At 63.7% G+C, this 25,462-nt stretch carries 20 protein-coding genes; 12 read left to right on the top strand and 8 right to left on the bottom strand.

Features of this window, described 5'->3' with window-relative positions:
- Positions 1 to 30: 30 nt before the first annotated feature.
- Together PST29_RS27715 and PST29_RS27710 are read right to left on the bottom strand one after the other, a co-directional pair.
- Positions 31 to 738: a 3'-5' exonuclease gene (locus PST29_RS27715; protein ID WP_060841417.1), complete on the bottom strand. Its 708-nt coding sequence runs from the start codon at positions 736 to 738 to the stop codon at positions 31 to 33.
- 10 nt (positions 739 to 748) lie between these two features.
- The gene (locus PST29_RS27710; RefSeq protein WP_308811072.1) at positions 749 to 2,683 is read right to left on the bottom strand and encodes a putative nucleotidyltransferase substrate binding domain-containing protein; all 1,935 of its coding nucleotides are present in this window, start codon (positions 2,681 to 2,683) and stop codon (positions 749 to 751) included.
- A 259-nt stretch (positions 2,684 to 2,942) separates the two neighbouring features.
- Here PST29_RS27710 and PST29_RS27705 point away from each other — a divergent pair, with 259 nt between their 5' ends.
- Entirely contained in the window at positions 2,943 to 3,389 is a 447-nt protein-coding gene (locus PST29_RS27705) for a response regulator (protein WP_060841415.1), read from the top strand.
- Positions 3,390 to 3,466: 77 nt separating this feature from the next.
- Here PST29_RS27705 and PST29_RS27700 read toward each other — a convergent pair whose 3' ends face one another.
- On the bottom strand, positions 3,467 to 5,644 hold the full coding sequence (locus PST29_RS27700) for a malate synthase G (protein ID WP_060844804.1): 2,178 nt from the start codon (positions 5,642 to 5,644) through the stop codon (positions 3,467 to 3,469).
- 570 nt (positions 5,645 to 6,214) lie between these two features.
- Between PST29_RS27700 and PST29_RS27695 the strand changes: the two genes are divergently transcribed.
- Positions 6,215 to 6,733, top strand: a complete 519-nt coding sequence (locus tag PST29_RS27695) for a glycine cleavage system protein R (RefSeq protein ID WP_060841413.1) — start codon at positions 6,215 to 6,217, stop codon at positions 6,731 to 6,733.
- 225 nt (positions 6,734 to 6,958) lie between these two features.
- On the opposite strand, the gene rarD is transcribed toward PST29_RS27695, so the two are convergent.
- From rarD to PST29_RS27670, 5 genes are all read right to left on the bottom strand, one after another.
- Positions 6,959 to 7,846, bottom strand: a complete 888-nt coding sequence (gene rarD / locus PST29_RS27690) for an EamA family transporter RarD (protein WP_060841412.1) — start codon at positions 7,844 to 7,846, stop codon at positions 6,959 to 6,961.
- Positions 7,847 to 8,097: 251 nt separating this feature from the next.
- Positions 8,098 to 9,072 (bottom strand): serine/threonine protein kinase, encoded by a 975-nt coding sequence (locus PST29_RS27685; protein WP_060841411.1) that lies wholly within the window; start codon positions 9,070 to 9,072, stop codon positions 8,098 to 8,100.
- A 158-nt stretch (positions 9,073 to 9,230) separates the two neighbouring features.
- Positions 9,231 to 11,135: a PhoX family protein gene (locus tag PST29_RS27680; protein WP_060844803.1), complete on the bottom strand. Its 1,905-nt coding sequence runs from the start codon at positions 11,133 to 11,135 to the stop codon at positions 9,231 to 9,233.
- 83 nt (positions 11,136 to 11,218) lie between these two features.
- Positions 11,219 to 11,983 (bottom strand): TOBE domain-containing protein, encoded by a 765-nt coding sequence (locus PST29_RS27675; protein ID WP_060844802.1) that lies wholly within the window; start codon positions 11,981 to 11,983, stop codon positions 11,219 to 11,221.
- A 64-nt stretch (positions 11,984 to 12,047) separates the two neighbouring features.
- Positions 12,048 to 12,788 carry a ComF family protein gene (locus PST29_RS27670; protein WP_060844801.1) on the bottom strand — a complete coding sequence of 247 codons (741 nt, stop codon included), beginning with the start codon at positions 12,786 to 12,788 and terminating at the stop codon, positions 12,048 to 12,050.
- Positions 12,789 to 12,879: 91 nt separating this feature from the next.
- Between PST29_RS27670 and bioB the strand changes: the two genes are divergently transcribed.
- From bioB to PST29_RS27620, 10 genes are all read left to right on the top strand, one after another.
- Positions 12,880 to 13,935, top strand: coding sequence for a biotin synthase BioB (gene bioB, locus PST29_RS27665; protein ID WP_060844800.1), 1,056 nt, complete (start codon positions 12,880 to 12,882; stop codon positions 13,933 to 13,935).
- Between the two features lie 133 nt (positions 13,936 to 14,068).
- Positions 14,069 to 15,247: an 8-amino-7-oxononanoate synthase gene (bioF, locus tag PST29_RS27660; RefSeq protein WP_060844799.1), complete on the top strand. Its 1,179-nt coding sequence runs from the start codon at positions 14,069 to 14,071 to the stop codon at positions 15,245 to 15,247.
- Positions 15,240 to 15,971, top strand: a complete 732-nt coding sequence (locus tag PST29_RS27655; RefSeq protein WP_060841406.1) for an alpha/beta fold hydrolase — start codon at positions 15,240 to 15,242, stop codon at positions 15,969 to 15,971. The genes bioF and PST29_RS27655 overlap by 8 nt, the downstream gene beginning before the upstream one ends.
- Positions 15,964 to 16,776, top strand: a complete 813-nt coding sequence (gene bioC, locus PST29_RS27650) for a malonyl-ACP O-methyltransferase BioC (protein ID WP_060844798.1) — start codon at positions 15,964 to 15,966, stop codon at positions 16,774 to 16,776. The genes PST29_RS27655 and bioC overlap by 8 nt, the downstream gene beginning before the upstream one ends.
- Positions 16,773 to 17,453, top strand: coding sequence for a dethiobiotin synthase (gene bioD / locus PST29_RS27645; protein ID WP_060841404.1), 681 nt, complete (start codon positions 16,773 to 16,775; stop codon positions 17,451 to 17,453). The genes bioC and bioD overlap by 4 nt, the downstream gene beginning before the upstream one ends.
- A 107-nt stretch (positions 17,454 to 17,560) precedes the next feature.
- Positions 17,561 to 17,857, top strand: coding sequence for a hypothetical protein (locus PST29_RS27640; RefSeq protein ID WP_060841403.1), 297 nt, complete (start codon positions 17,561 to 17,563; stop codon positions 17,855 to 17,857).
- A 299-nt stretch (positions 17,858 to 18,156) separates the two neighbouring features.
- Positions 18,157 to 19,962 carry a phenylacyl-CoA dehydrogenase gene (locus PST29_RS27635; protein WP_060841402.1) on the top strand — a complete coding sequence of 602 codons (1,806 nt, stop codon included), beginning with the start codon at positions 18,157 to 18,159 and terminating at the stop codon, positions 19,960 to 19,962.
- A gap of 220 nt (positions 19,963 to 20,182) precedes the next feature.
- Positions 20,183 to 21,475 (top strand): GGDEF domain-containing protein, encoded by a 1,293-nt coding sequence (locus PST29_RS27630; protein ID WP_060841401.1) that lies wholly within the window; start codon positions 20,183 to 20,185, stop codon positions 21,473 to 21,475.
- A 91-nt stretch (positions 21,476 to 21,566) separates the two neighbouring features.
- Positions 21,567 to 23,363, top strand: a complete 1,797-nt coding sequence (locus PST29_RS27625; RefSeq protein WP_060844797.1) for an acyl-CoA dehydrogenase C-terminal domain-containing protein — start codon at positions 21,567 to 21,569, stop codon at positions 23,361 to 23,363.
- A gap of 185 nt (positions 23,364 to 23,548) precedes the next feature.
- Positions 23,549 to 25,327, top strand: a complete 1,779-nt coding sequence (locus PST29_RS27620) for an acyl-CoA dehydrogenase C-terminal domain-containing protein (RefSeq protein WP_060841399.1) — start codon at positions 23,549 to 23,551, stop codon at positions 25,325 to 25,327.
- The last annotated feature ends 135 nt before the right edge of the window (positions 25,328 to 25,462 follow it).

The raw sequence follows: 25,462 nt of genomic DNA, 5'->3' as shown, positions 1-25,462 counted from the left end.
AGCAAGCGCCCTCGCCACGGTTGTGATGGATCAGAACGAAGGGACCTGCTGGCGACGCTTCCACTGGCTGAGGCGCTGTTGCAGGTTCAGCGGACTGTGGATCTGTTGCTGGCGGGCGCGGTTGAACAGGATCAATGCCAGTTCGGCGGTGGCCAGGGCGTCGGCCGCCGCATGGTGGCGCTCCACCACTTGCAGCTTGAACTCGCTGATCCAGTCGTCCAGTCCGGCTTCGCGGATGTGGGCCTGGGGGCAGAGCATGGGCGCCATGTCCGCGACGTCGAGGAAGCGGTGCTGCAGGCGATAGCCCAGGCTGTCCTTCAAGGCCCGGCCGAGCATGTGCTGGTCGAAGGGCGCATGAAAGGCCAGCAGCGGGCTGTCGCCGACGAACTCCATGAAATCCAGCAGGGCTTCTACCGGATCGCAGCCGGCGGCGATGGCGCTGGGGCCCAGGCCGTGGATCAGCACGCTGGGGCTGAGTTTGTGGCCCTCGCGCTGCAGGGTGCGCTCGAACTGCTGGCTGAAGTCGATGGCGCCGTCCTCGATCACCACCGCGCCGATCGACAGCACCTGGTCGCGGTTGAGGTTGAGGCCGGTGGTTTCCAGGTCCACCACTACCCAGCGCTGTTCACGCAGGCTGCCTTCACCCAGTTCGGTGAAGGCTGGCAGACGGTCGCGGCGTTGTTGCTGCTCGGCGGTCAGTACGCTGACCGCGGGACGGAACCAGGCAAACAGACTCATAACGGATAGCTCATAACTGGTAGCGCAGGGCCAGGCTGCTTTGCAGGCGCTGGGCCTGGCGCAGGGATTCGCGCAGGATGCGCCGGTCCAGGTGGTTCAGGCTGTCCGGGTCGACCCGGTTGGAATAGGGCTGGTTCTCCCGGGTCTGGCGTTGATGTTGTTGCATGCGGGTCTGCTGGATGAAGTGGTAGGCCTCTTCATAGGCGGCGCCGTCCAGGGGCTCGATGACTTGCCTGGACACCAGCTGGCGCAGGCGTTCCAGGGTATTGATGGCGCCGATGCCGTTGGCCAGGGCCAGCAGGCGCGCGCCGTCGACGAAGGGCGTGAGGCCCTGGACCTTGAGGTCGAGGGTGGCCTTTTCGCCGTTCTTGCGGGCCAGCACGAACTCGCGAAAGCGCCCCACCGGCGGGCGCTGGCGCAGGGCGTTTTCCGCCATCATGCGCTGGAACAGGCGGTTGTCCGCGACCTGGTCGAGGATGGCGCGGCGCAGTTGTTCGGCGCCTTGTTCATCGCCCCAGACCACCCGCAGGTCGAAATAGATGCTCGAAGCCAGGAGGTTTTCCGGGGTCGCCTCGCGGATGAAGGCGGCAAAGCGCCGGGCCCATTCGGCGCGGGACAGGCACAGCTCGGGATTGCCGGCCATGATGTTGCCCTTGCACAGGGTGAAGCCGCACTGGGCCAGGCTCTGGTTGATCTGCTGGGCAATGGGCAGCAGCTTGCCGCGAATTTCCGCGGCATGGGCAGCGTCCCGGGCTTCGAACAGGATGCCGTTGTCCTGGTCGGTGTGCAGGGTCTGTTCGCGCCGGCCTTCGCTGCCGAAGCACAGCCAGCTGAAGGGCACGCCGGGGTCGCCCTTGTCCGCCAGGGTCAGTTCGATCACCCGGCATACGGTGTGATCGTTGAGCAGGGTGATGATGTGGGTGATCTGGGTCGAGGAGGCGCCGTGGGCCAGCATGCGTTCCACCAACTGGCCGATCTCGCCCCGCAGCGCCACCAGATGCTCGACCCGGGGGGCGTTGCGGATGGTCCGGGCCAGGTGCACCAGATCGACCCGTTGCAGGGAGAACAGGTCGCGTTCGGACACCACGCCGCACAGGCGCTGGTCCTTGACCAGGCAGACGTGGGCGATATGGCGTTCGGTCATGGCGATGGCGGCGTCGAAGGCGCTGTGGTCCGGGCTGAGAAAGAACGGCGCCTGGGTCATGTGGCGTTCGATGGGCTGGTTGAGGTCCTGGCTGCCGTCGGCCACCACCTGGCGCAGGTCGCGCAGGGTGAAGATCCCCAGGGGCGCCTTGTTTTCGTCCACCACCACGATGCTGCCCACTTGCTGCTCGTGCATCAGTGCCACGGCTTCGCGCAACGGTGTGTGCGGACTGCAGGCCACCGGATGGCGCATGGCTAGCTCGCCGAGGCGGGTGTTCAGCGAGTACTGGGTGCCGAGGGTTTCCACGGCCTTCTGCTTGACCTGCTGGTTGACCTGGTCCAGCAGGCTGCTGACCCCGCGCAGGGCGAAATCGCGGAACTCCGCGGACAGGGCGAACAGCTTGATGAAGGCGTTCTTGTTCAGTTGCAGGCAGAAGGTGTCTTCGGCGGCTCGATGCTCGGTGCGGGTCGCCCGTTCGCCGAGCAAGGCGGCGAGGGGAAAGCACTCGCCGGTGGTGATTTCGAAGGTGGTTTCGGTGCTGCCCTTGGCGGCGTGGGTGCGTTCGCCCACCACGCGCCCCTGCTTGACGATGTAGAAGTGCTCAACCGGACCGTCGGCCGGCTTGATGATGCTGTCGCCCGGACCATAGAAGCGCAGCTGGCATTGTTCCACCAGGTAGGCCAGGTGGAGGTTTTCCATCTGGTTGAAGGGCGGGAAGCGCTGCAGGAACTGCACGGTCCCCTGGATGTTCTGCAACACCGCGGTCTTGCCGGCCTGGGTGAAGGCGTCCGCTTTACTCATAACGATTACCGCAGTCTTTTTGGAGTTGTTGTGGTCGGATCACGGCAATGGTCGGCGCCTGGGGCGGGAGTGCCCATTGGACGTAAGTCTAGGTAGCGCTCGCGTTCCAGGGCATTTGGCTTTGAGCCTGCGGTCATCCATGCGAAAAAGCTCTGATCGGGGCACTTGGCAATTTTTCCGACGAAGTGCACATTGGAAACCTGCTTAGCGATGTCTGACCACAGTGCTAGGGGATTGATTGGTTCATGTAGAGAAATGTATGCCCGACCACGATATTTTGAGTGACGCCGAGCGCGAGGCTCTGAGCGAGGCCATGCTCGAGCCGGACCTGCCCGCTCAGCGTGTGCTCATTGCCGATGACGACAAGGATGCCCGGGAGCTGCTAGCGGAGATTCTGGGTCTGGATGGCATTCGCTGCATGACCGCAGCCAGCGGCAAGGCCGCTCTCAAATTGCTCGAATCGAACAAATCCATCGGCCTGCTGATCACCGATCTGCGCATGGCGCCCTGCAGTGGCCTGGAGCTGATTCGCCAGGTGCGTGAGTCGGAGCGCGCCGCGTTGCCGATCATCATCATTTCCGGCGACGCCGATGTGCGGGATGCGATTGCCGCCATGCACCTGAGCGTGGTGGATTTCCTGCTCAAGCCCATCGATACCGGCAAGCTGCTGGCCCTGGTCAAGCATGAGCTGGGCGTGGTGCGGTAGAAGGCTTTCGACACGCTGAACAAAAAAAGCCCCGGTCCACTGGACCGGGGCTTTTTCATGGGCGTGGCCAGGCGATGTTACAGGCCGTTCTTGGCCTTGAACTCGCGACGACGACGGTGCAATACCGGCTCGGTGTAGCCGTTAGGCTGCTGGGTGCCTTCGATCACCAGCTCCAGGGCGGCCTGGAAGGCGATGTTGCTGTCGAAGTCCGGCGCCAGCGGGCGGTACAGCGGGTCGCCGGCGTTCTGCCGATCAACCACCGGGGCCATGCGCTTGAGGCTTTCCAGCACCTGCTCCTGGGTCACCACGCCGTGGCGCAGCCAGTTGGCGATGTGCTGGCTGGAGATGCGCAGGGTGGCGCGGTCTTCCATCAGGCCAACGTCGTTGATGTCCGGCACCTTGGAGCAACCCACGCCCTGGTCGATCCAGCGCACCACGTAGCCGAGAATGCCCTGGGCGTTGTTGTCCAGTTCGTTCTTGATCTGCTCGGCCGACCAGTTGGTGTCGCTGGCCAGAGGGATGGTCAGGATGTCGTCCACCGAAGCGCGGGCACGCTTGGCCAGTTCGGCCTGACGGGCGAACACGTCGACCTTGTGGTAGTGCAGCACGTGCAGGGCGGCGGCGGTTGGCGACGGCACCCAGGCGGTGTTGGCACCGGCCAGCGGGTGGGCGATCTTCTGTTCGAGCATGGCGGCCATCAGGTCCGGCATGGCCCACATGCCCTTGCCGATCTGCGCACGGCCTTGCAGGCCGGTGGACAGGCCGATATCGACGTTCCAGTTCTCGTAGGCGCCGATCCATTTCTCGGCCTTCATGTCGGCCTTGCGCACCATGGCGCCGGCTTCCATGGAGGTGTGGATCTCGTCGCCGGTGCGGTCGAGGAAGCCGGTGTTGATGAACACCACGCGCTCGCTGGCGGCCTTGATGCAGGCCTTGAGGTTGACCGTGGTGCGGCGCTCCTCGTCCATGATCCCGACTTTCAGGGTGTTGCGCGGCAGGTTCAGCACCTCTTCGATGCGGCCGAACAGTTCGTTGGTGAACGCGGCTTCTTCAGGGCCGTGCATCTTCGGCTTGACGATGTACACCGAGCCGGTGCGGCTGTTCTTGCGCGAGGTGTTGCCGTTGAGGTTGTGGATCGCCGCGAGGCTGGTGACCAGGCCGTCGAGGATGCCTTCCGGCACTTCGTTGCCGTGCTTGTCGAGGATCGCGTCGATGGTCATCAGGTGGCCGACGTTGCGCACGAACAGCAGCGAGCGACCGTGCAGTTTCACCGGCTCGCCGTTGACGCCGGTGTATTCGCGATCGGCGTTCATGGTGCGGGTGAAGGACTGGCCGCCCTTGGAAACCTCTTCCGCCAGGTCGCCCTTCATCAGGCCGAGCCAGTTGCGGTAGATCACCACCTTGTCGTCGGCATCGACGGCGGCGACCGAGTCTTCGCAGTCCATGATGGTGGTCAGGGCCGCTTCCATCAGCAGGTCCTTGACCCCGGCGGCGTCGGTCTGGCCGACCGGGCTTGCGGCGTCGATCTGGATCTCGAAGTGCAGGCCGTTGTGCTTGAGCAGGATCGCGGTAGGGGCCGCGGCATCGCCCTGGTAGCCGATCAGTTGCGCGTCGTCGCGCAGGCCGCTGTTGCTGCCGCCCTTGAGGCCCACCACCAGCTTGCCGCCGACAATCTTGTAGCTCAGCGAATCCACGTGGGAGCCGGCGGTCAGCGGGGCTGACTCATCGAGGAAGGCGCGGGCGAAGGCGATGACCTTGTCGCCGCGGACCTTGTTGTAGCCTTTGCCCTTTTGCGCGCCATCGGCTTCGCTGATGGCGTCGGTGCCGTACAGCGCGTCGTACAGCGAGCCCCAGCGGGCGTTGGAGGCATTGAGGGCGAAGCGTGCATTCATCACCGGCACCACCAGCTGCGGGCCGGCCATGTGGGCGATTTCTTCATCGACGTTTTGCGTCGTGGCCTGGAAATCCGCCGCTTCTGGCAGCAGGTAACCAATGTCTTGCAGGAAGGCTTTGTAGGCCACGGCATCGTGTGCCTGGCCGGCACGGGACTGGTGCCAGGCATCGATGCGCGCCTGGAAATCGTCGCGTTTGGCGAGTAGGGCTTTGTTCTTCGGTGCCAGGTCATGAATGACCTTGTCGGCACCGGCCCAGAACGCGTCGGCGGTGAGGCCGGTACCGGGAATGGCTTCGTTGTTCACGAAGTCGAACAGGACTCTGGCGACCTGCAGGCCACCGACTTGAACGTGTTCAGTCATTGCTTGCCTCACTCTGCTCAGCTATTTCGCTTTTCAGCTCTTCAAATTAACAATGAAGCCGGCGGCCATTTAAAGCACAACCCTGTTCACCAGTACATGCCATTGCGGGCGGCTGGGTGCTTCCAATCAACGGCAGAGCCTTGCTGATGGGGGGTTGCAGGGGTTGCAATCAGGCCTTGGCGGACATCGTTCCAACGTTATGTAGTGCGCGCTGCGGCATACTACATGATGAATTGCGGTTGTGAAAATTAGACTAAATTCGTCGTTCCGCGACTTAAGAATGCAGTGCGGTCACGCTGGGGGACGCGGTGTTCTCAAAAAGCCGGTGGATTGTTCCATATAAATACAAAAAGTTGTACACGATTTGTGTTTTGCCCTGCACGCGCTTCCAGGTGTCGGCTGGCCGGCGAAAGGATCCTTGGGGTCTGTGCCGGTCTTTCCAGCGCCTAGGCTGGCATGCCAGCCCCTGCACCCGCCCGCTTTGATCCTCGCCCCTTGTGATGGAGCGGCAAGGCGCGGGGAATGAGGCTGCCTATAATTGCTCTTTCACTCACCCAAGAGGGCTGCGCCATGGACCATCTCGTTCTCACGGTATTCGCCCCGGACAAGGCCGGACAGGTCGAGCGGATCGCCCAGTGCATCGCCGAACATGGGGGCAACTGGCTGGAAAGCCGCCTCTCGCGCATGGCCGGGCAGTTTGCCGGCATCCTGCGGGTCGGGGTGCCGGCCGAGGCCTACGACGAGCTGGTGGATGCCTTGCAGGGTTTGTCGGCCCAGGGTATCCGGGTGTTGATCGCCGAAAGTGGCATCGAACAGTCCTGCACCTGGAAACCCATCGCCATGGAGCTGGTGGGCAACGACCGCCCGGGGATCGTTCGCGACATCACGCGCTTGCTGGCGGAGCAGGGGGTCAATCTCGAACGGCTGGTGACCGAGGTGCGCCCGGCGCCCATGAGCAGCGAGCCGCTGTTTCACGCGGAGGCGATTCTGGCGGTGCCTCTGACCCTGTCGCTGGATGTATTGCAGTCGCGCCTGGAAACCCTGGCCGACGACCTGATGGTGGAGTTGGTGCTGCGCAGCGAGGTCTGAGTGCCGCCCTGCGGGTTATCCCAGTAAACCGTGCATGCGCCTGTGGATAACCTGTAGAGACCCAGCGCCAGCCCAACGGCGCCGCGGCTTTCCGGATCTTGATCAAAAAACCATCAATTTCAAGGGCTTGTGCACAAAGGGCGGGGATCAGGTTGTGGATAACCTTGGGAAGAACCGCTGCAGGCCACGACCGGCTTGGCCTGCAGAGTGTTGGGTGTTTTTTGATCAGCGCCGGCCGCGCAGGCTGAACCAGGCATCGACGCTGTACACCGCCAGTCCCGCCCAGATGAACATGAAGGCCAGCAGGGTACTGGAGGACAGCTGTTCGCCGAACAGCAGCACCGCCTGCAGCAGCACCAGGGTCGGCGCCAGATATTGCAGGAAGCCCAGGGTGGTGTAGGGCAGGTCCCGGGCGGCGGCGTTGAAGCACACCAGGGGAATCAGCGTGACTGGACCGGCGGCCACCAGCCACCAGGCTTGGGAGCTGCTCCAGAATTCGGCATGGGCGCTGCTGGCATCGGGGTGCAGCAGGAGCCAGGCCAGGGCGATGGGCACCAGCATCCAGGTTTCCACCACCAGCCCGGGCAGGGCCTTGACCGGTGCCTGTTTGCGGATCAACCCATAGAAACCGAAGCTCAGGGCCAGTATCAGCGACACCCAGGGCAGGCTGCCCACCTGCCACACTTGCTGGGCCACCCCCAGCGCCGCCAGGATCACCGCCAGCCACTGCAGGCGGCGCAGGCGTTCGCCGAGAATCAGCATGCCCAGCAGGACATTGACCAGGGGGTTGATGTAGTAGCCCAGGCTCGCTTCGAGCATGCGTCCGTTGTTCACCGCCCAGACATAGGTCAGCCAGTTGCCGGCGATCAAGGTGCCGCTCAGGGCCAGGATCGCCAGGCGCTTGGGGTTGTCCCGCAGCTCGCGCCACCAGCCCGGATGCTTCCACACCATCAGCAACAGGGCGCCGAACAGCGCCGACCAGAGCACCCGGTGGATGATGATTTCCACGGCTGGAACGCTGGCGATGGCTTTGAAATAGAGTGGAAACAGACCCCAGATGATGTAGGCGGTCAGGCCCAGAATGTACCCGCGACGCGGGTTGGCGGCTTGCATGCAGAGTCCTTGCTTAGGCAGCTAACAAAGCGGCAATTGTAAGGACAATTGTCTAGACCTGTCCTGACTTTTGCGCCGCCCGTTTCTTTGGGGGAGGGCTTGTGGGCAATGGCGAACTTACGGGCCTCTTCGCTGGCGAGCCAGCTCCTACAGTTGGCACTGTATCAAGGCGGATTCTTGTAGGAGCCGGCTTGCCGGCGAAGGCGATCTCATGGACCCCTTCGCTGGCAAGCCAGCTCCTGCAGGCAGGGTCAGAACAGTTTGAGGGGTTCTTCGTTGAGGGCCGCCAGCTGTTCGCGCAGGGCCAGGATCTGTTCCCCCCAGTAACGCTCGCTGCCGAACCAGGGAAAGCTGTGGGGGAACGCCGGATCGTCCCAGCGCCGGGCCAGCCAGGCGCTGTAGTGCATCAGGCGCAGGGCCCGCAGCGGTTCGATCAGGGCCAGCTCCCGCGGATTGAAATCGTGGAACTCGCTGTAGCCGTCCATCAGTTCCGAGAGCTGGCCGAGGCAGTCCTGGCGATCGCCGGCGAGCATCATCCACAGGTCCTGCACGGCAGGCCCCATGCGGCAGTCATCCAGGTCGACGATATGGAACATCTCGTCGCGGCACATCATGTTGCCCGGGTGGCAATCGCCGTGCATGCGGATGTTCTGGTGCGGGGTGGCCTGGTACACCTCTTCCACCCGCTTGAGCAGGTCCCGGGCCACGGACTCGTAGGCCGGCAGCAGGCTCTTGGGAATGAAGTTGCCTTGCAGCAGGGTGGCCAGGGACTCGTGGCCGAAGTTCTGCACCCCCAGGGCCTCGCGGTGCTCGAAGGGGCGGGTCGCGCCCACGGCGTGCAGACGCCCGAGCAGCTGGCCGAGGCGATAGAGCTGGTCCAGGTTGCCCGGTTCCGGGGCCCTGCCGCCGCGGCGGGGAAACAGGGCGAAACGAAAGCCCGCGTGTTCGAACAGGCTGGCGCCGTCGTGGACGATTGGCGCCACCACCGGAACCTCGCACTCGGCCAGTTCGAAGGTGAAGCGGTGCTCTTCGAGAATGGCTTCGTTGGTCCAGCGCTGGGGTCGGTAGAACTTGGCGATCAGTGGTTCGCTTTCGTCGATGCCTACCTGATAGACGCGGTTTTCGTAGCTGTTGAGCGCCAGTACGCGGGCGTCGCTGAGAAAACCGATGCTTTCAACGGCGTCCAGGACCAGGTCGGGGGTCAGTGTTTCAAACGGGTGCGACATGCTTACTCCTGCTCGCAGCAGGCTGCCGCGTCCGGCCAGGCATGGTAACGCAGACGGCGGGCCAGCGGGGGAGGGTTTTCCGGCGGTCGGGCAGGGCGCCGGGCTCGTCGGCGAGCCGGCCCCTGCACGGGTAGGGGCCGGCCGGACGGGAAGCAGGATCAGGCGCCGATGATGCCGCCGTCTTCCCGGGTGATGGCCATTACCGAGGAGCGCGGCTTGCCGTTGGGCAGGTGCTCGGGGAAGGTCGAGCCGCCGTTTTCTCCGGGGTGCTGGATGCCGACGAACAGGGTCTTCTGGTCCGGGGCGAAGGCGATCCCGGTGACCTCGCAACCCACGGGCCCCACCATGAAGCGGCGGATCTCGCCGCTCTCCGGGTCGGCGCAGAGCATCTGGTTGTTGCCCATGCCGGCGAAGTCGCCGCTGTTGCTGTAGTCGCCGTCGGTGAGGATCCACAGGCGTCCGGCCTGGTCGAAACCCAGGCCGTCGGGGCTGTTGAACATGTTCTCTGGGGTGATGTTGGACGAGCCGCCCTTGGCCTGGCCGGGATGCACGCCGGGGTTGCCGGCGACCACGAACAGGTCCCAGGTGAAACTCAGGGCGCCATGATCGTCGTTGCCGGTGCGCCAGCGCAGGATCTGCCCGTAGACGTTCTTCTCCCGCGGGTTGGGCCCGCCCACCGGCTGGCCGTCTTCGCCGCGTTTGACGTTGTTGGTCAGGGTGCAATAGACCTGGCCGTCCTTGGGGCTGACCACAATCCATTCCGGACGGTCCATGCGGGTGGCCTGGACCACGCTGGCGGCCAGGCGCGCCTGGATCAGCACCTGGCCCTGGTCGGCGAAGCCGCTGCTGGCGTCGATGCCGTTCTTGCCGTGGGTCAGCTCGATCCACTGACCCTGGCCCTTGGGCCGGTCCGGATTGCCGTCACCGGCATCGAAGCGCGCCACGTACAAGGTGCCGTGGTCCAGCAGGTCGCGGTTGGCCTTGGGGTTGCGGTGGTTGATCTTGTCGCGGCTGATGAACTTGTAGATGAATTCGCCGCGCTCGTCGTCGCCCATGTAGACCACGGCGCGTCCGTTGCGGGTTTGCGCCAGGGCGGCGTTTTCATGCTTGAAGCGGCCCAGGGCGGTGCGCTTGACCGGGGTCGATTGCGGATCGAAGGGGTCGATTTCCACCACCCAGCCGTGGCGGTTGAGTTCATTGGGGTTCTTCGCCAGGTCGAAGCGCGGATCGTGGGGATGCCAGTTGATCTCCTTGCTGGCCACCACGGCGCCGTAGCGTTTCTGCGCGGCGTCGAACTTCTGCTCGGGGTTGCTGCTGCCGAAACAGTCGGTGAAGTTCTCTTCGCAGGTCAGGTAGGTGCCCCAGGGCGTCTTGCCGTTGGCGCAGTTCTGGAAGGTGCCGAGGACCTTCTTGCCCTTGGGATCGGCCGCGGTCTTGAGCAGGTCGTGGCCGGCGGCGGGGCCGCTGAGGCGGATCGGTGTGTTGCCGTGGATGCGCCGGTTGTAGCGCGAGCCCTGGACGAACTGCCATTGGCCGTTCCTGTACTGCACTTCGATCACCGACACCCCTTCGCTGGCCTGGGCCTTGCGCACGTCTTCGGCCGATTGCGGCTGGCCGCCGTGGGGATAGAGGTAGCGGTAGTTGGTGTATTCGTTATTGATCGCCATCAGCGCCCGGTGCTTGTCGTCCGCAAAGGCGAACAGGCTCATGCCGTCGTTGTTGTCGCCGAACTGCACTTCCTGGGCCTGGGCGGTGCCATTGCCGCTGGGGTCGAAGGCCGGTCCGTTCTTGGCCAGCGGCTGGCCCCAGCTGATCAGCACCGAGGACTGGTAGCCCGGTGGCAGGGTGATGCTGTCGCTGGTGGCCGCAGCAATGCCGGTAAAGCCCAGCAGCTGGCTGTTGCCGGCGCTGACACTGGCGGCCAGGGCGCTGCGGCCGAGCAGTCCGCCACCGAGAAACAGCGCGGCGCCGCACAGGGCTCCGGCACCGATGAAACCGCGGCGGCTGAGGCCGACCATCTGTTCCAGGTCGGTGGGTTGGTCTTCTTCCAATAGCAGGCTCATATCAGGCTCCCTGAAGGTTTTTGCAGCCACCTTAGTGAGCCTCTATGACGAACAGGTTGCAGTCGCAAGACGCCGGTTACGGCTTAGAGCGGGGTGCCGAGCAGCACCTGGGCGGGGGAGAAGTGCACCTGGACGGCCTGGCGTTCTCCAAGCCCGAGGTCTTTGAGCCGGCGGGGCTCGGCCAGGGCGCAGAGGGTCTGGCCGTTGGGCAGGAGCACTCTGACTTCGCAGGGGCCATCTTCGGCGTCGAGAATCTGCTCGATGGTGCCGTTCAGGCAATTGTGTCCAGTTGTTGCCGGGGCGCCGATGGGGTGCAGCTCCAGCCAGCCGGCCTTGATCAGCGCCACCACCTCGGTGCCGGCGGCCAGTTCCAGGCGCTGGGTGCTGTCGTGGGTGATTTGCGCCTTGAGAATCAGGCCCTCGGCCAGCCCGAGGCTGATCAGGTCGTTGCAGCCCCGGCGGGCGATGGCCTGGACCTTGCCGTGCAGCTGGTTGCGGGCGCTGGTGCGCAGCATCAGGCGTCCCAGCAGGTCGAGGTCGCTGGCCTCCTCCGCGGCTTCCAGGACCTGGGCTTGCAGGGTTTGCAGGCGTTGGTAGAGGCGCAGCACGCGCTGGCCTTCGAGCGTCAGCCTGGCACCGCCGCCGCCCTTGCCGCCGACGCTGCGCTCGACCAGCGGGCTTGCGGCCAGGTTGTTCAGCTCGTCGATGGCGTCCCAGGCGCCCTTGTAGCTCAGGCCGGCACTTTTGGCCGCGCGGGTGATGGAGCCCTGTTCGGCAATGTGCTGGAGCAGGGCTATGCGCTGCGGGCGGCGGACGATGTGCTGTGTCAACAGAGTGGGCAGGGACATGGCTGGGCGGCTTCGGGCACTGAAGGTGGACAGGGAGTTTGCGACTTGGGCAATGAGAGTCAAGTCAGTCGCGGTGCTCGGCCCCTGGCGTGCGGGCCAGGCAATAGACATCCACTTGTCGGGCACCGGCCTCCATCAGCAACTGCGCCAGGGCCTGGGCGGTGGCCCCGGTGGTGAGGACGTCGTCCACCAGGGCCAGGTGCCGGCCCGCCACGGGTGCGTTGGCGGTGAGGGCGAATGCCTGGCTCAGGTTGCGTCGCCGGGCCCGTGCACTCAGGCCCTGCTGTGCCGGGGTGTCCTGGATGCGCCGCAGCAGGTCAGGCTCCACTGCCAGGTGCAGGGGCTGTCCCAGCCATCGGGCGAGCATCTCGGCCTGATTGAACCCCCGCTGGCGCAGGCGTCGGCGGGACAGCGGCACCGGTAGCAGGCAGTCGGGCCGGGGCAGGCCCTCGTCGAAGCGAAAACGCAGGAACTGGGCAAGAAGTTCGGCCATCAGGCGGCCAAAAGGCCATTTCTCCTGATGCTTGAAGCGGCTGATCAGGCTGTCCAGCGGAAAGTCGTAGCGCCAGGGCACGATGACCCGTTGAAAGGCGCGAGGGCGTTGCAGGCACTGGCCACAGGTCAGGCCGGCGGCGGGCAGCGGCAGGGCACAGGCCGAACATTGGGCGCCCAGCCACGGCAGCTCATCCTGGCAGGCGCTGCACAGGGCCAGGAGCGAATCGCTGGGCTCATCGCACAGCAGGCAGGTCTGTGTGTTTTTTGACCAGATGTAAACCGGTCCTTTGTAATCGGGTTGACAGTGCATGGCGCTTCCATAAATATGCCGGACATCCGTGTCGCGGCCGTGGACCTTCCCTGTCCAGCGCCGCTTGCCAAGCATAATCAAGGAATCGCCCATGAGCGCCAGCACCACCGCTACCCTGCGTCATGACTGGACTTTGGCTGAAGTCAAAGCCCTGTTCGTCCAGCCGTTCAATGACTTGCTGTTCCAGGCGCAGACGGTGCACCGCGCGCATTTCGATGCCAATCGGGTCCAGGTTTCCACGCTGCTGTCGATCAAGACCGGTGCCTGCCCGGAAGATTGCAAATATTGTCCGCAGTCCGGTCACTACAACACCGGCCTGGAAAAGGAAAAACTTCTGGAAGTGCAGAAGGTCCTGGAAGAAGCCGCCCGGGCCAAGGCCATTGGTTCCACGCGTTTCTGCATGGGCGCCGCCTGGAAACACCCGTCGGCCAAGGACATGCCCTATGTGCTGGAGATGGTCAAAGGCGTGAAGGCCATGGGCCTGGAAACCTGCATGACCCTGGGGCGCCTGGATCAGGAGCAGACCGAAGCCCTGGCCAAGGCCGGCCTGGACTACTACAACCACAACCTCGACACCTCGCCGGAGTTCTACGGCAGCATCATCACCACCCGCACCTACAGTGAGCGCCTGCAGACCCTGGCCTACGTGCGCGACGCGGGGATGAAGATCTGCTCCGGCGGCATCCTCGGTATGGGCGAATCCCTCGACGACCGCGCCGGTCTGCTGATCCAGCTGGCCAACCTGCCGGAGCATCCGGAGTCGGTGCCGATCAACATGCTGGTGAAAGTGGCCGGCACCCCCCTGGAAAACGCCGAAGACGTGGATCCGTTCGACTTCATCCGCATGCTCGCGGTGGCGCGGATCCTCATGCCGCAATCCCACGTGCGTCTGTCCGCCGGTCGCGAAGCGATGAACGAGCAGATGCAGGCCCTGGCCTTCTTCGCCGGTGCCAACTCGATTTTCTATGGCGACAAGCTGCTGACCACCGCCAACCCCCAGGCCGACAAGGACATGCAACTGTTCGCCCGCCTGGGCATCCAGCCCGAAGCCCGGGAAGAGCATGCCGACGAAGTGCATCAGGCCGCTATCGAGCAGGCCCTGGTGGAGCAGAAAAACAGCGAGCAGTTCTACAACGCCGCCGTCTGACCCTGTGCCGTAGGAGCCGGCTTGCCGGCGAACCCCGTGAACCGCGCGAATCCGGCGGGTAGCGGGTTGTTCGCTTCGCGGGCCAGCCCGCGCCCTACGGGTAATGTGTCTGTGAGCCAACATCGAGGCCTGCATGTCTTTTGATCTCGCCGCGCGCCTCGCTGCCCGCCGTGCCGAACATCTGTATCGCCAGCGTCCGCTGCTGGAAAGCCCCCAGGGGCCGCAAGTGGTAGTGGACGGGCAGCCGTTGCTGGCCTTCTGCAACAACGACTACCTGGGCCTGGCCAATCATCCGCAAGTGATCGAAGCCTGGCGCGACGCGGCCAGCCGCTGGGGCGTGGGCGGTGGGGCCTCGCATCTGGTGATTGGCCACAGCACGCCTCACCACGAGTTGGAAGAAGCCCTGGCGGACCTTACGGGGCGCCCGCGGGCGTTGCTGTTCAGCACGGGCTACATGGCCAATCTCGGTGCGGTCACGGCCCTGGTCGGGCAGGGCGATACGGTGCTGGAGGATCGCCTCAACCATGCCTCGCTGCTGGATGCCGGGCTGCTTTCGGGAGCCCGCTTCAACCGCTATCTGCATAACGATGCAGCCAGCCTGGCCAAGCGCCTGGAAAAGGCCACCGGCAATACCCTGGTGGTCACCGACGGGGTGTTCAGCATGGACGGCGATGTTGCCGACCTGCCGGCCCTGGCCCGGGAAACCACGGCCCGCGGTGCCTGGTTGATGGTGGACGACGCCCATGGTTTCGGCCCGCTGGGGGCCAATGGCGGCGGACTGGTGGAGCACTTCGGCCTGGGGCTGGATGCAGTGCAGGTGCTGGTGGGCACCCTGGGCAAGGCGTTCGGCACCGCCGGGGCCTTTGTCGCTGGCAGCGAGGACTTGATCGAAACCCTGATCCAGTTCGCCCGGCCCTACATCTACACCACCAGCCAACCGCCAGCGCTGGCCTGCGCCACGCGCAAGAGCCTGGAGTTGCTGCGCAGCGAACACTGGCGGCGCGAGCACTTGGCCAATCTGATCCGCCAGTTCCGGCTGGGAGCCGAGCAGATTGGCCTGGAGCTGATGGACAGTTTTACCCCGATCCAGCCGATCATGGTCGGCGACAGTGCCCGGGCCGTGGAGTTGTCACGGATGCTCCGCTCGCGGGGAATCATGGTCACCGCCATCCGTCCGCCGACCGTGCCGGCCGGCAGTGCGCGGCTGCGGGTGACGTTGTCCGCCGCCCACAGCGAGGCGCAGGTGCAGCTATTGTTAAGCGCGTTGGCGGATTGTTTCAGTGAACTGCAAACGAGGCCGAGCCATGCGTGATCGACTGATTCTGTTGCCGGGCTGGGGGCTGGGCGTGTCGCCCCTGGAACCCCTGGCTGCCGCGTTGCAGGGGCTGGATGAACACTTGCGGGTGGAGATCGAACCCCTGCCGGAACTGACCTCCAGCGATCCGCAGGCATGGCTGGACGAACTCGATGACGCGGTGCCGGATGACGCCTGGCTGGGGGGCTGGTCCCTGGGCGGTATGCTCGCCGCGGAGCTGGCGGCCCGACGCGGCGAGCGCTGCTGCGGCTTGTTGACCCTGGCCAGCAACCCCAGTTTCGTTGCGCACGAGCAATGGTCCAGTGCCATGGCCGGTGAGACGTTCGACGGCTTCCTGGCCGGCTGCGCCGCTGATCCGCGCACCACCCTCAAGCGCTTTTCCCTGCTGTGTGCCCAGGGTGCGGCCGATCCCCGCGGCTTGTCGCGGATGCTGCTGGGCGGCGCGCCGACCACGCCGGGGCCGGTGCTGATGGCGGGCCTGGAGTTGTTGGCGCAGCTGGATACGCGTGAAGCCCTGCTGGGGTTTCGCGGCCCGCAGTTGCACCTGTTCGCCGGGCTGGATGCTCTGGTGCCTGCCGAGGCGGCCGCCGAGTTGCTGGCCTTGCTGCCGGATATAGAAGTTGGCCTGATCGAGCAGGCCAGCCACGGTTTTCTTCTGGAGGATCCCCATGGAGTGGCGGGGGCGATCCAGGCTTTCTTGCATGAGTCCGGTGATGACTGATCTGTCTGTTGCTGTCTTGCCCGCAGGCCTGCCTGACAAGCGTCAGGTGGCGGCTTCTTTTTCCCGCGCTGCGGCCAGTTACGACAGTGTCGCCGAGTTGCAGCGAGCGGTCGGCCAGCAGTTGTTGAATCGCTTGCCTGCAGGACTCGTCCCCGCCAGATGGCTGGACCTGGGTTGCGGCACCGGGCATTTCAGTCGTGTGCTGGGGCAACGCTTTGCGGGCAGCCAGGGGCTGGCCCTGGATATCGCCCAGGGCATGCTCGAACATGCGCGGCCTCTGGGCGGGGCCGAGCATTTCGTCGCCGGCGACGCCGAGCGCCTGCCCTTGCAGAACGACAGTTGCGGACTGATTTTTTCCAGCCTGGCGGTGCAGTGGTGTGCGGATTTTTCGGCGGTGCTCAGCGAGGCTCGGCGGGTGCTGCAACCGGGGGGCGTGCTGGCCTTTGCCAGCTTGTGTGTCGGCACCTTGCACGAGTTGCGCGAGAGCTGGGGGCGGGTCGACGGGCAGGTGCACGTCAATCGTTTCCGTGAGTTCGAACGCTATCGTCAGTTGTGTGAGGCCAGCGGCCTGCAGGTGCGCAGCCTGGAGAAGAGCCCCCATGTGTTGTATTACCCGGATGTGCGCAGCCTGACCCATGAGTTGAAGGCCTTGGGTGCGCACAATCTGAACCCCGGTCGCCCCGGCGGCCTCACTGGACGGGCGCGTATCGCCGGGCTGATTGAGGCTTATGAAGGCTTTCGTCAGCCCAGGGGGCTGCCGGCGACTTATCAGGTGGTCTACGCCGTGTTGGAGAAAGCGCCATGAGTCCTGCCTATTTCATTACCGGCACCGACACCGATGTGGGCAAGACCACCATCGCTGCAGGGCTGCTCCACGCGGCGCGTCTGGCCGGGTTGAGCACCGCGGCGGGCAAGCCGGTGGCTTCCGGTTGCGAGGTCGGTCCCAAGGGCTTGCGCAATGCCGATGCCCTGGCGTTGCTGGCCCAGTCGTCGTTGCCACTGAGCTATGAAGAGGTCAACCCGTTCGCCTTCGAGCCGGCCATCGCGCCCCATCTCGCGGCGCGGGAGGCCGGTGTGGCGTTGACGGTGCAATCGCTGTTGATGCCGATGCGTGAATTGCTGGCCAAGGGCGCGGATTTCACCCTGATTGAAGGGGCCGGGGGCTGGCGGGTGCCCCTGGCCGATCAGGACAATCTGTCGGACCTGGCCATGGCCCTGGGGTTGCCGGTGATTCTGGTGGTGGGCGTGCGCCTGGGTTGCATCAATCACGCATTGCTGAGCGCCGAGGCGATTGCCCAGGACGGTCTGCAGCTGGCGGGCTGGGTGGCTAATATCATCGAGCCGAAGACCTCTCGTCTGGAAGAAAACCTGGCGACTTTGGCTGAACGCTTGCCTGCGCCGTGCCTTGGCAGAGTGCCGCGACTCAAGCCGGCCAGCGCCGAGGCGGTGGCCGAGCACCTGCAACTGGACTTGCTGGACTAGATTTTGCCTATGAAGAGGCATATTGCCATTAGTGTTTTTGACGGGTGTTTTCTTGACGCGTCTGCTTCAATGACACCCGTCACTCATTTTCAAGGTCGAGTCCTTCCATGGAAATTTCCGGGAACAGCGCTTTCTACGCCGGACTGAATGCCATTCAGGCCGGACAGAATCGTGTCGATCAAGGTTCCAGCCAGATCGCCAGCAGCGCCGTCGAGCGCTCTTCCGACAGCCGGGCGTCTGCCGATCAGGTCAATCGCCTGAACGGCGTGGATCGCAGCCAGGAGTCGGACCTGGCCAGCAGCATGGTCGATATGTCCATGGGCAAGATCCAGGTGGAGCTGGGAGTCAAGGTTGCCAAGGCCTCTGATGAGGCACTCGGTACCCTGATCGATACCTACGCTTGATCGCTTTGTGCAAAAGCCCGTTTCCCTGAGGGGAGGCGGGCTTTTGCTCATGCCTTTCCCTTCTGTAGTTCCTCTTCTTCATTTCCTTGTGTAACTGATCGCCGGTGAGCCGGCTCCTACACTTCACGGCAGCGCTGTGGGTATTGGCCTGCGCGTGTGTTTTGTTTCGATGACGAAAGGCATCGGAGCGGCGCTTGACAAGATTTGGGCCTAAACGTATGTTTCAAACACCTGTTTGACCGCTATAAAAAATCAACGCGGTTGTTCATTCCCGGTTACATCAGCAGAGGTTTATCGCTATGCCTGACTACAAGGCCCCCTTGCGTGATATTCGCTTCGTTCGTGACGAGCTGCTCGGCTATGAGGCGCACTATCAGAGCCTCCCGGCTTGCCAGGACGCCACTCCGGACATGGTTGACGCCATTCTCGAGGAAGGTGCGAAGTTTTGTGAGCAGGTACTTGCTCCGCTGAACCGTGTGGGCGACCTGGAAGGTTGCACCTGGAGTGAATCCGGCGTTAAGACCCCGACCGGCTTCAAGGAAGCCTACAAGCAATTCGTCGAAGGCGGCTGGCCAAGCCTGGCTCACGACGTCGCGCACGGTGGCCAGGGCCTGCCTGAGTCCCTGGGCCTGGCAGTGAGCGAAATGGTCGGCGAGGCCAACTGGTCGTGGGGCATGTACCCAGGCCTGTCCCATGGCGCGATGAACACCATTTCCGAGCACGGCACCCCCGAGCAGCAAGAGGCCTACCTGACCAAGCTGGTGTCGGGCGAGTGGACCGGCACCATGTGCCTGACCGAGCCGCACTGCGGCACCGACCTGGGCATGCTGCGGACCAAGGCCGAGCCTCAGGCTGATGGTTCCTACAAGGTTACCGGCACCAAGATCTTCATCTCCGCCGGTGAACACGACATGGCCGACAACATCGTCCATATCGTTCTGGCCCGCCTGCCGGATGCACCTGCCGGCACCAAAGGCATCTCGCTGTTCATCGTGCCCAAGTTCCTGCCCAACGCCGACGGCAGCGTCGGCCAGCGCAACGCGGTGAGCTGTGGCTCCCTGGAACACAAGATGGGCATCCACGGTAACGCCACCTGCGTGATGAACTTCGACGCGGCCACCGGTTTCCTCATCGGCCCGGCGAACAAAGGCCTGAACTGCATGTTCACCTTCATGAACACCGCGCGTCTGGGTACTGCTCTGCAAGGCCTGGCCCACGCCGAGATCGGCTTCCAGGGTGGGCTGAAATACGCTCGCGACCGTCTGCAAATGCGCTCCCTGACTGGCCCGAAAGCGCCGGACAAGGCCGCTGACCCGATCATCGTGCACCCTGACGTGCGTCGCATGCTGCTGACCATGAAAGCCTTCGCCGAAGGCAACCGGGCGATGGTCTACTTCACCGCCAAGCAGGTGGACATCGTCAAGTACGGCGTGGATGAAGAAGAGAAGAAGAAAGCCGATGCACTGCTGGCTTTCATGACGCCGATTGCCAAGGCCTTCATGACCGAAGTCGGTTTCGAATCCGCCAACCACGGTGTGCAGATCTACGGTGGCCACGGCTTCATCGCCGAGTGGGGCATGGAGCAGAACGTTCGCGACAGCCGTATCTCGATGCTGTACGAAGGCACCACCGGCATCCAGGCTCTGGACCTGCTGGGCCGTAAAGTGCTGATGACTCAGGGCGAGGCGCTCAAGGGCTTCACCAAGATCGTCCACAAGTTCTGCCAGAACAACGAAGGCAACGAGGCCGTGAAGGAGTTCGTTGCACCGCTGGCCGCACTGAACAAGGAGTGGGGCGAGCTGACCATGAAAGTGGGCATGGCCGCGATGAAGGACCGTGAGGAAGTCGGTGCTGCTTCGGTGGACTACCTGATGTATTCCGGTTACGCCTGCCTGGCCTACTTCTGGGCCGACATGGCGCGCCTGGCGGCTGAAAAACTGGCAGCCGGTACGACCGAAGAGGCGTTCTACACCGCCAAGCTGCAGACGGCGCGCTTCTACTTCCAGCGCATCCTGCCGCGTACCCGCACGCACGTTGCCAGCATGCTGTCGGGTGCCAACAACCTGATGGACATGAAGGAAGAGGACTTCGGCCTGGCTTACTGAGCCTGACTGAACGCCTTTGCCAAGCCGCTCGCCCTTCGGGTCGAGCGGCTTTTTTGTGCCCGCAGATTCTTCATGAAAATTCCCGACTAAAACGCTAAGCAGATGCGATTTCCTGCCGTTAAAGAGATGGCAATGTGATGTCCGTCACAGCAAGTGTGCTCAACTTCAGTAAACGAAGGCACAATGCCATCTATTGATCAGCCGGGTCGGAGTTTTACCCTTGCCGCGTTCTTCCGCTGTACGTTTCAGTCACTTTCTACCGTCTTTACTGCTCTTGCTTGCGGGGCTGGCGGCCGCCTACGTCAAGGACCTCAACGTCTTCTTCACTTCGCTGTTCAACGTGCTGCCAACCCTGGTGCTGTTGCTCGGCGGAGCCTATTGCGCGGTGTATCGTCGTCAGCGCGAACTGTTCCTGATGGTCACGGTGTACATCGCCTATTTCCTGCTGGATACCCAGACCGACTTCTATCGGGATAACGGCCGGGTCCGCGAAGATGCGGCGGTGGTGTTTCATCTGTGCTGTCTGCTGCTGCCCTTGCTGTTTGGCCTGTTCGCCGCCTGGCAGGAGCGCACCCATCTGTTTCAGGACATGGTGGCGCGCTTTGCCGTGCTGCTGGCATTTGGCAGTGTGGCCCTGGGCCTGGAGCAGAGTTACCCGCAGGCCTTGCTGAACTGGCTGGCGGAGATCCGCTGGCCGGCCTTGCACGGCAGCTGGATGAGCCTGATCCAGTTGTCGTATCCGGTGTTCTTCGCCGCCTTCCTGTTGTTGGCGATCCAGTATTGGCGCAGTCCTCGACCGCTGCACGCGGCGCAGCTGGTGGGCCTGCTGGGGCTGTTCTGGATGCTGCCCAAGACCTTCATCCTGCCCTTCACCCTGAACATCATGTGCAGCCAGGTGATGCTGATGATCGCCGCGGCGGTGGCCCATGAGGCCTATCAGATGGCCTTTCGCGACGAGCTCACTGGCCTGCCGGGGCGACGGGCGCTCAACGAGCGGATGCAGCGCCTGGGGCGCAACTATGTGCTGGCCATGACCGACGTCGACCACTTCAAGAAATTCAACGACACCCACGGCCACGACGTGGGCGACCAGGTGTTGCGCCTGGTGGCCAGCAAGCTGTCGAAAGTCACCGGCGGCGGGCGGGCCTATCGCTATGGCGGGGAAGAGTTCGCCGTGGTGTTCGCCGGCAAGACCCTGGATGAATGCATGCCGCACCTGGAGATGATTCGCGAGATCATCGCCACCTACAACATTCAGCTGCGCAACCAGGACAGCCGTCCCCAGGATGACCAACAGGGGCGCCAGCGCCGTGGCGCGGCGGGAGCATCCAGTGTTTCGGTGACCATCAGTATCGGTGTCGCCGAGCGGCTGATGGAGCACCGGACCCCCGAGGAAGTGCTCAAGGCCGCCGACCAGGCGCTCTATAGCGCCAAGGGCGCTGGCCGTAACTGCGTCATGGCGTTCGGGCAGAACCGCCGCGGTGCGGTGCGCATGGATACCGCTGCGGGTTGACTGATGACGGTGCATTCAGCGACTGCAGCGTCATTGGCAGGCTGAGGGCGACGGCAGTAGGTTGGGCTGATCTGCTGCCGGAGAAACCACCATGCCCGAGTATCAAGCTCCCCTGCGCGACATGCGCTTTCTGATCGATCACGTCTTTGACTTTCATGCCGGCTATGCCGCGCTGGGTGCCAGCGATACCAGCCCGGACATGGTCCACGCGATCCTTGAGGAAGGCGCGAAGTTCTGCGAGAACGTCCTGGCCCCGCTGAATCGCTCGGGTGACGAGGAGGGCTGCCATTTTGACAATGGCGCAGTGACCACCCCCAAGGGCTTCAAGCAGGCCTTTGCGCAATACGTCGAAGGCGGCTGGCATGGCCTGGCCGCCGATCCGGCCTATGGCGGCCAGGGGCTGCCCCAGTCCCTGGGACTGGTGATCGGCGAGATGGTGGGTTCCAGCAACACCTCCTGGGGCATGTACCCGGGGCTGACCCATGGCGCCATGTCGGCGATTCATGCCCATGGCAGCCATGAGCAGAAACAGTTGTACCTGCGCAAACTCACCGCCGGGCAGTGGACCGGCACCATGTGCCTGACCGAAGCCCACTGCGGCACGGACCTGGGGCTGATCAAGACCCGCGCCATACCCCAGGCCGACGGTAGCTATGCCGTGTCGGGGAGCAAGATTTTCATCTCTGCCGGCGAGCACGACATGAGTGAGAACATCATTCATCTGGTGCTGGCCAAGCTGCCGGACGCACCGGCCGGGACCAAGGGCATTTCCCTGTTCATCGTGCCCAAGTTCCTGCCGGATGCGGCAGGAGAGGCCGGCGAGCGCAATGCGCTGAGTTGCGGCTCCATCGAGCACAAGATGGGGATCAAGGCCTCGGCCACTTGCGTATTGAACTTCGACGGGGCCAGGGGCTTTCTGCTGGGCGAGGCCAACAAGGGCCTGAACTGCATGTTCACCATGATGAACCACGCGCGCCTGGGCACCGGGATGCAGGGCTTGTGCTTGGGGGAAGCCAGTTTCCAGGGCGCGGTCCGCTACGCCAACGATCGTTTGCAGATGCGCTCCCTGAGCGGGCCCAAGTCCCCGGACAAGGCGGCGGATCCGATCATCGTCCATGCGGATGTGCGGCGCATGCTGTTGACCATGAAAGCCTTCAACGAGGGCAACCGTGCCCTGGCCTATTTCACCGCCCAGTTGCTGGACGTGGCCCACCTGAACACCGACCCGGCCCAGCGTCAGGATGCCGAGAACCTCCTGGCGTTCCTGACCCCGATCTGCAAGGCATTCATGACCGAGACCGGCCTTGAAGTGACCAACCACGGTATGCAGGTGTTTGGCGGTCACGGCTACATTCGTGAATGGGGCATGGAACAACTGGTGCGCGATTGTCGTATCGCCCTGATCTATGAAGGCACCAACGGCATCCAGGCTCTGGACTTGCTGGGGCGCAAGATTCTGGGCAGCCAGGGCAAGCTGTTGCTGGGGTTCACCAAGATCGTGCACAGGTTCTGTGGGGCCCATGCCGAGCATCCTCAGCTCAAGGCCTATATCGCGCAACTTGATGGCTTGAACCGGCAGTGGGGCGAGTTGACCACCCGGATCGGCATGGCCGCGCTGAAGAACCCGGACGAAGTGGGGGCGGCGGCCCTGGATTACCTGATGTACAGCGGTTACATCGTCCTGGCCTATCTCTGGCTGCGCATGGCCCTGGCGGCTCAGCAACAGCTCGATGCCGGCCAGGGGGACAGCGATTTTGCCCGCGCCAAGCTGGCGACCTGTGAGTTCTACTTCAAGCGCCTGTTGCCGCGTACCGCTGCGCATCTGGCGGCGATCGACGCCGGCAGTGATTGCCTGATACAGCTCCCGGCGCGTTGGTTCGCTCTGTAAATAGCCGGGGTGCCTGGATGAAGCCCGCTTCCCGCGGGCTTTGTCTTGCGCATTCATGGCTGTGACCAAAAATAACAATAAAGTCACTAGTTGACCCTATGTGTCGCAAAAGTTGTTCGGGTACACTCGGCTTTTCGTCAATGGGCCCGTTGCGGTCCGCTTGTTTAGATCCTGCGAGGTTTGCCATGGCTGACTACAAAGCGCCCCTGCGCGATATGCGCTTCGTCCTCAATGAAGTTTTCGAGGTCGCCAAACTCTGGGCCCAGTTACCGGCATTGGCTGAGACTGTGGATGCCGAGACGGTCGAGGCGATTCTGGAGGAAGCGGGCAAGGTCACTGCCCGCAGTATCGCTCCGCTGAGCCGCGCTGCCGACGAGGAAGGCTGTCACTGGAACGACACCGCGGTCACCACTCCCCAGGGATTCCCCCAGGCCTATCAGACCTACGCCGAAGGCGGTTGGGTGGGCGTGGGCGGTGATCCCGAATTTGGCGGCATGGGCATGCCCAAGGCGGTTTCCGCCCAGGTCGAGGAAATGGTCAACTCCGCGAGCCTGGCCTTTGGCCTGTATCCGATGCTGACGGCGGGCGCCTGCCTGTCGATCAACGCCCACGCCAGCGAAGAGCTGAAAGCCACTTACCTGCCGAACATGTATGCCGGTGTCTGGGCCGGTTCCATGTGCCTGACCGAGCCCCATGCCGGTACCGACCTGGGCATCATCCGCACCAAGGCCGAACCCCGGGCCGACGGTGCCTACGCCATCAGCGGGACCAAGATCTTCATCACCGGTGGTGAGCACGACCTGACGGAAAACATTATCCATCTGGTGCTGGCCAAGCTGCCGGATGCCCCGGCCGGTCCCAAGGGGATTTCCCTGTTCCTGGTGCCCAAGTTCCTGGTCAACGCCGATGGCAGCCTGGGCGAGCGCAACCCGGTGAGCTGTGGTTCGATCGAGCACAAGATGGGGATCCAGGCTTCGGCCACCTGCGTGATGAACTTCGATCAGGCCATCGGTTACCTGGTAGGCGAGCCGAACAAGGGCCTGGCGGCGATGTTCACCATGATGAACTACGAGCGCCTGGGCGTGGGTATCCAGGGGCTGGCCACCGGTGAGCGCTCCTATCAGAACGCTGTCGAGTATGCTCGTGACCGTCTGCAGAGTCGTGCGCCGACCGGGCCGCAAGCCAAGGACAAGGTCGCCGATCCGATCATCGTGCACCCGGACGTGCGGCGCATGCTGCTGACCATGAAGGCCGCCAACGAAGGCGGTCGGGCATTTTCCACCTATGTGGCGATGCAGCTCGATACCGCCAAGTTCAGCGAGGACGCCCAGACCCGCCAGCGGGCGGAAAGCCTGGTGGCCTTGCTGACCCCCGTGGCCAAGGCATTCCTCACCGACCTGGGCCTGGAAACCACGGTGCATGGCCAGCAGATCTTTGGTGGGCACGGCTACATTCGTGAATGGGGCCAGGAACAGCTGGTGCGCGACGTGCGGATCACTCAGATCTACGAAGGCACCAACGGCATCCAGGCCCTGGACCTGGTGGGGCGCAAGATCGTGGGCAGCGGCGGGGCTTTCTACCGCCTGTTCGCCGATGAGATCCGCCATTTCACCGCGACGGCCGATGGGCAGTTGGCAGAGTTCACCCGGCCGCTGAATGCGGCCCTGGACAACCTGGATGAGCTGACCGCCTGGTTGCTGGATCGAGCGATCAGCAACCCGAATGAAATCGGTGCGGCATCGGTGGAATACCTGCAGGTGTTTGGCTACACCGCTTATGCCTACATGTGGGCGTTGATGGCCAAGGCGGCCCTGGGCAAGGAGCAGGAAGAGGCGTTCTATGCCAGCAAGCTGGGGACTGCGCGGTTCTACTTTGCACGTCTGCTGCCGCGTATTCACTCCCTGACCGCCTCGGTGAAAGCGGGTAGCGAATCGCTGTTCCTGCTGCCGGCTGAGCAGTTTTAACGGGCAAGGGACTTTGTAAGTAATCTCTTACATAACGTGCTGCTGATCGTCCATATCGGTAGATGACGGCTGAGGCTAATCTACTTCACATGGACGTCGCGCAGGAAGCGCAAAGCAACAACACGGACACGTAGG

This window comes from Pseudomonas sp. St29 (assembly GCF_001547915.1).
GTDB lineage: Bacteria > Pseudomonadota > Gammaproteobacteria > Pseudomonadales > Pseudomonadaceae > Aquipseudomonas.
This window is presented reverse-complemented; position numbering and strand designations above follow the sequence as displayed.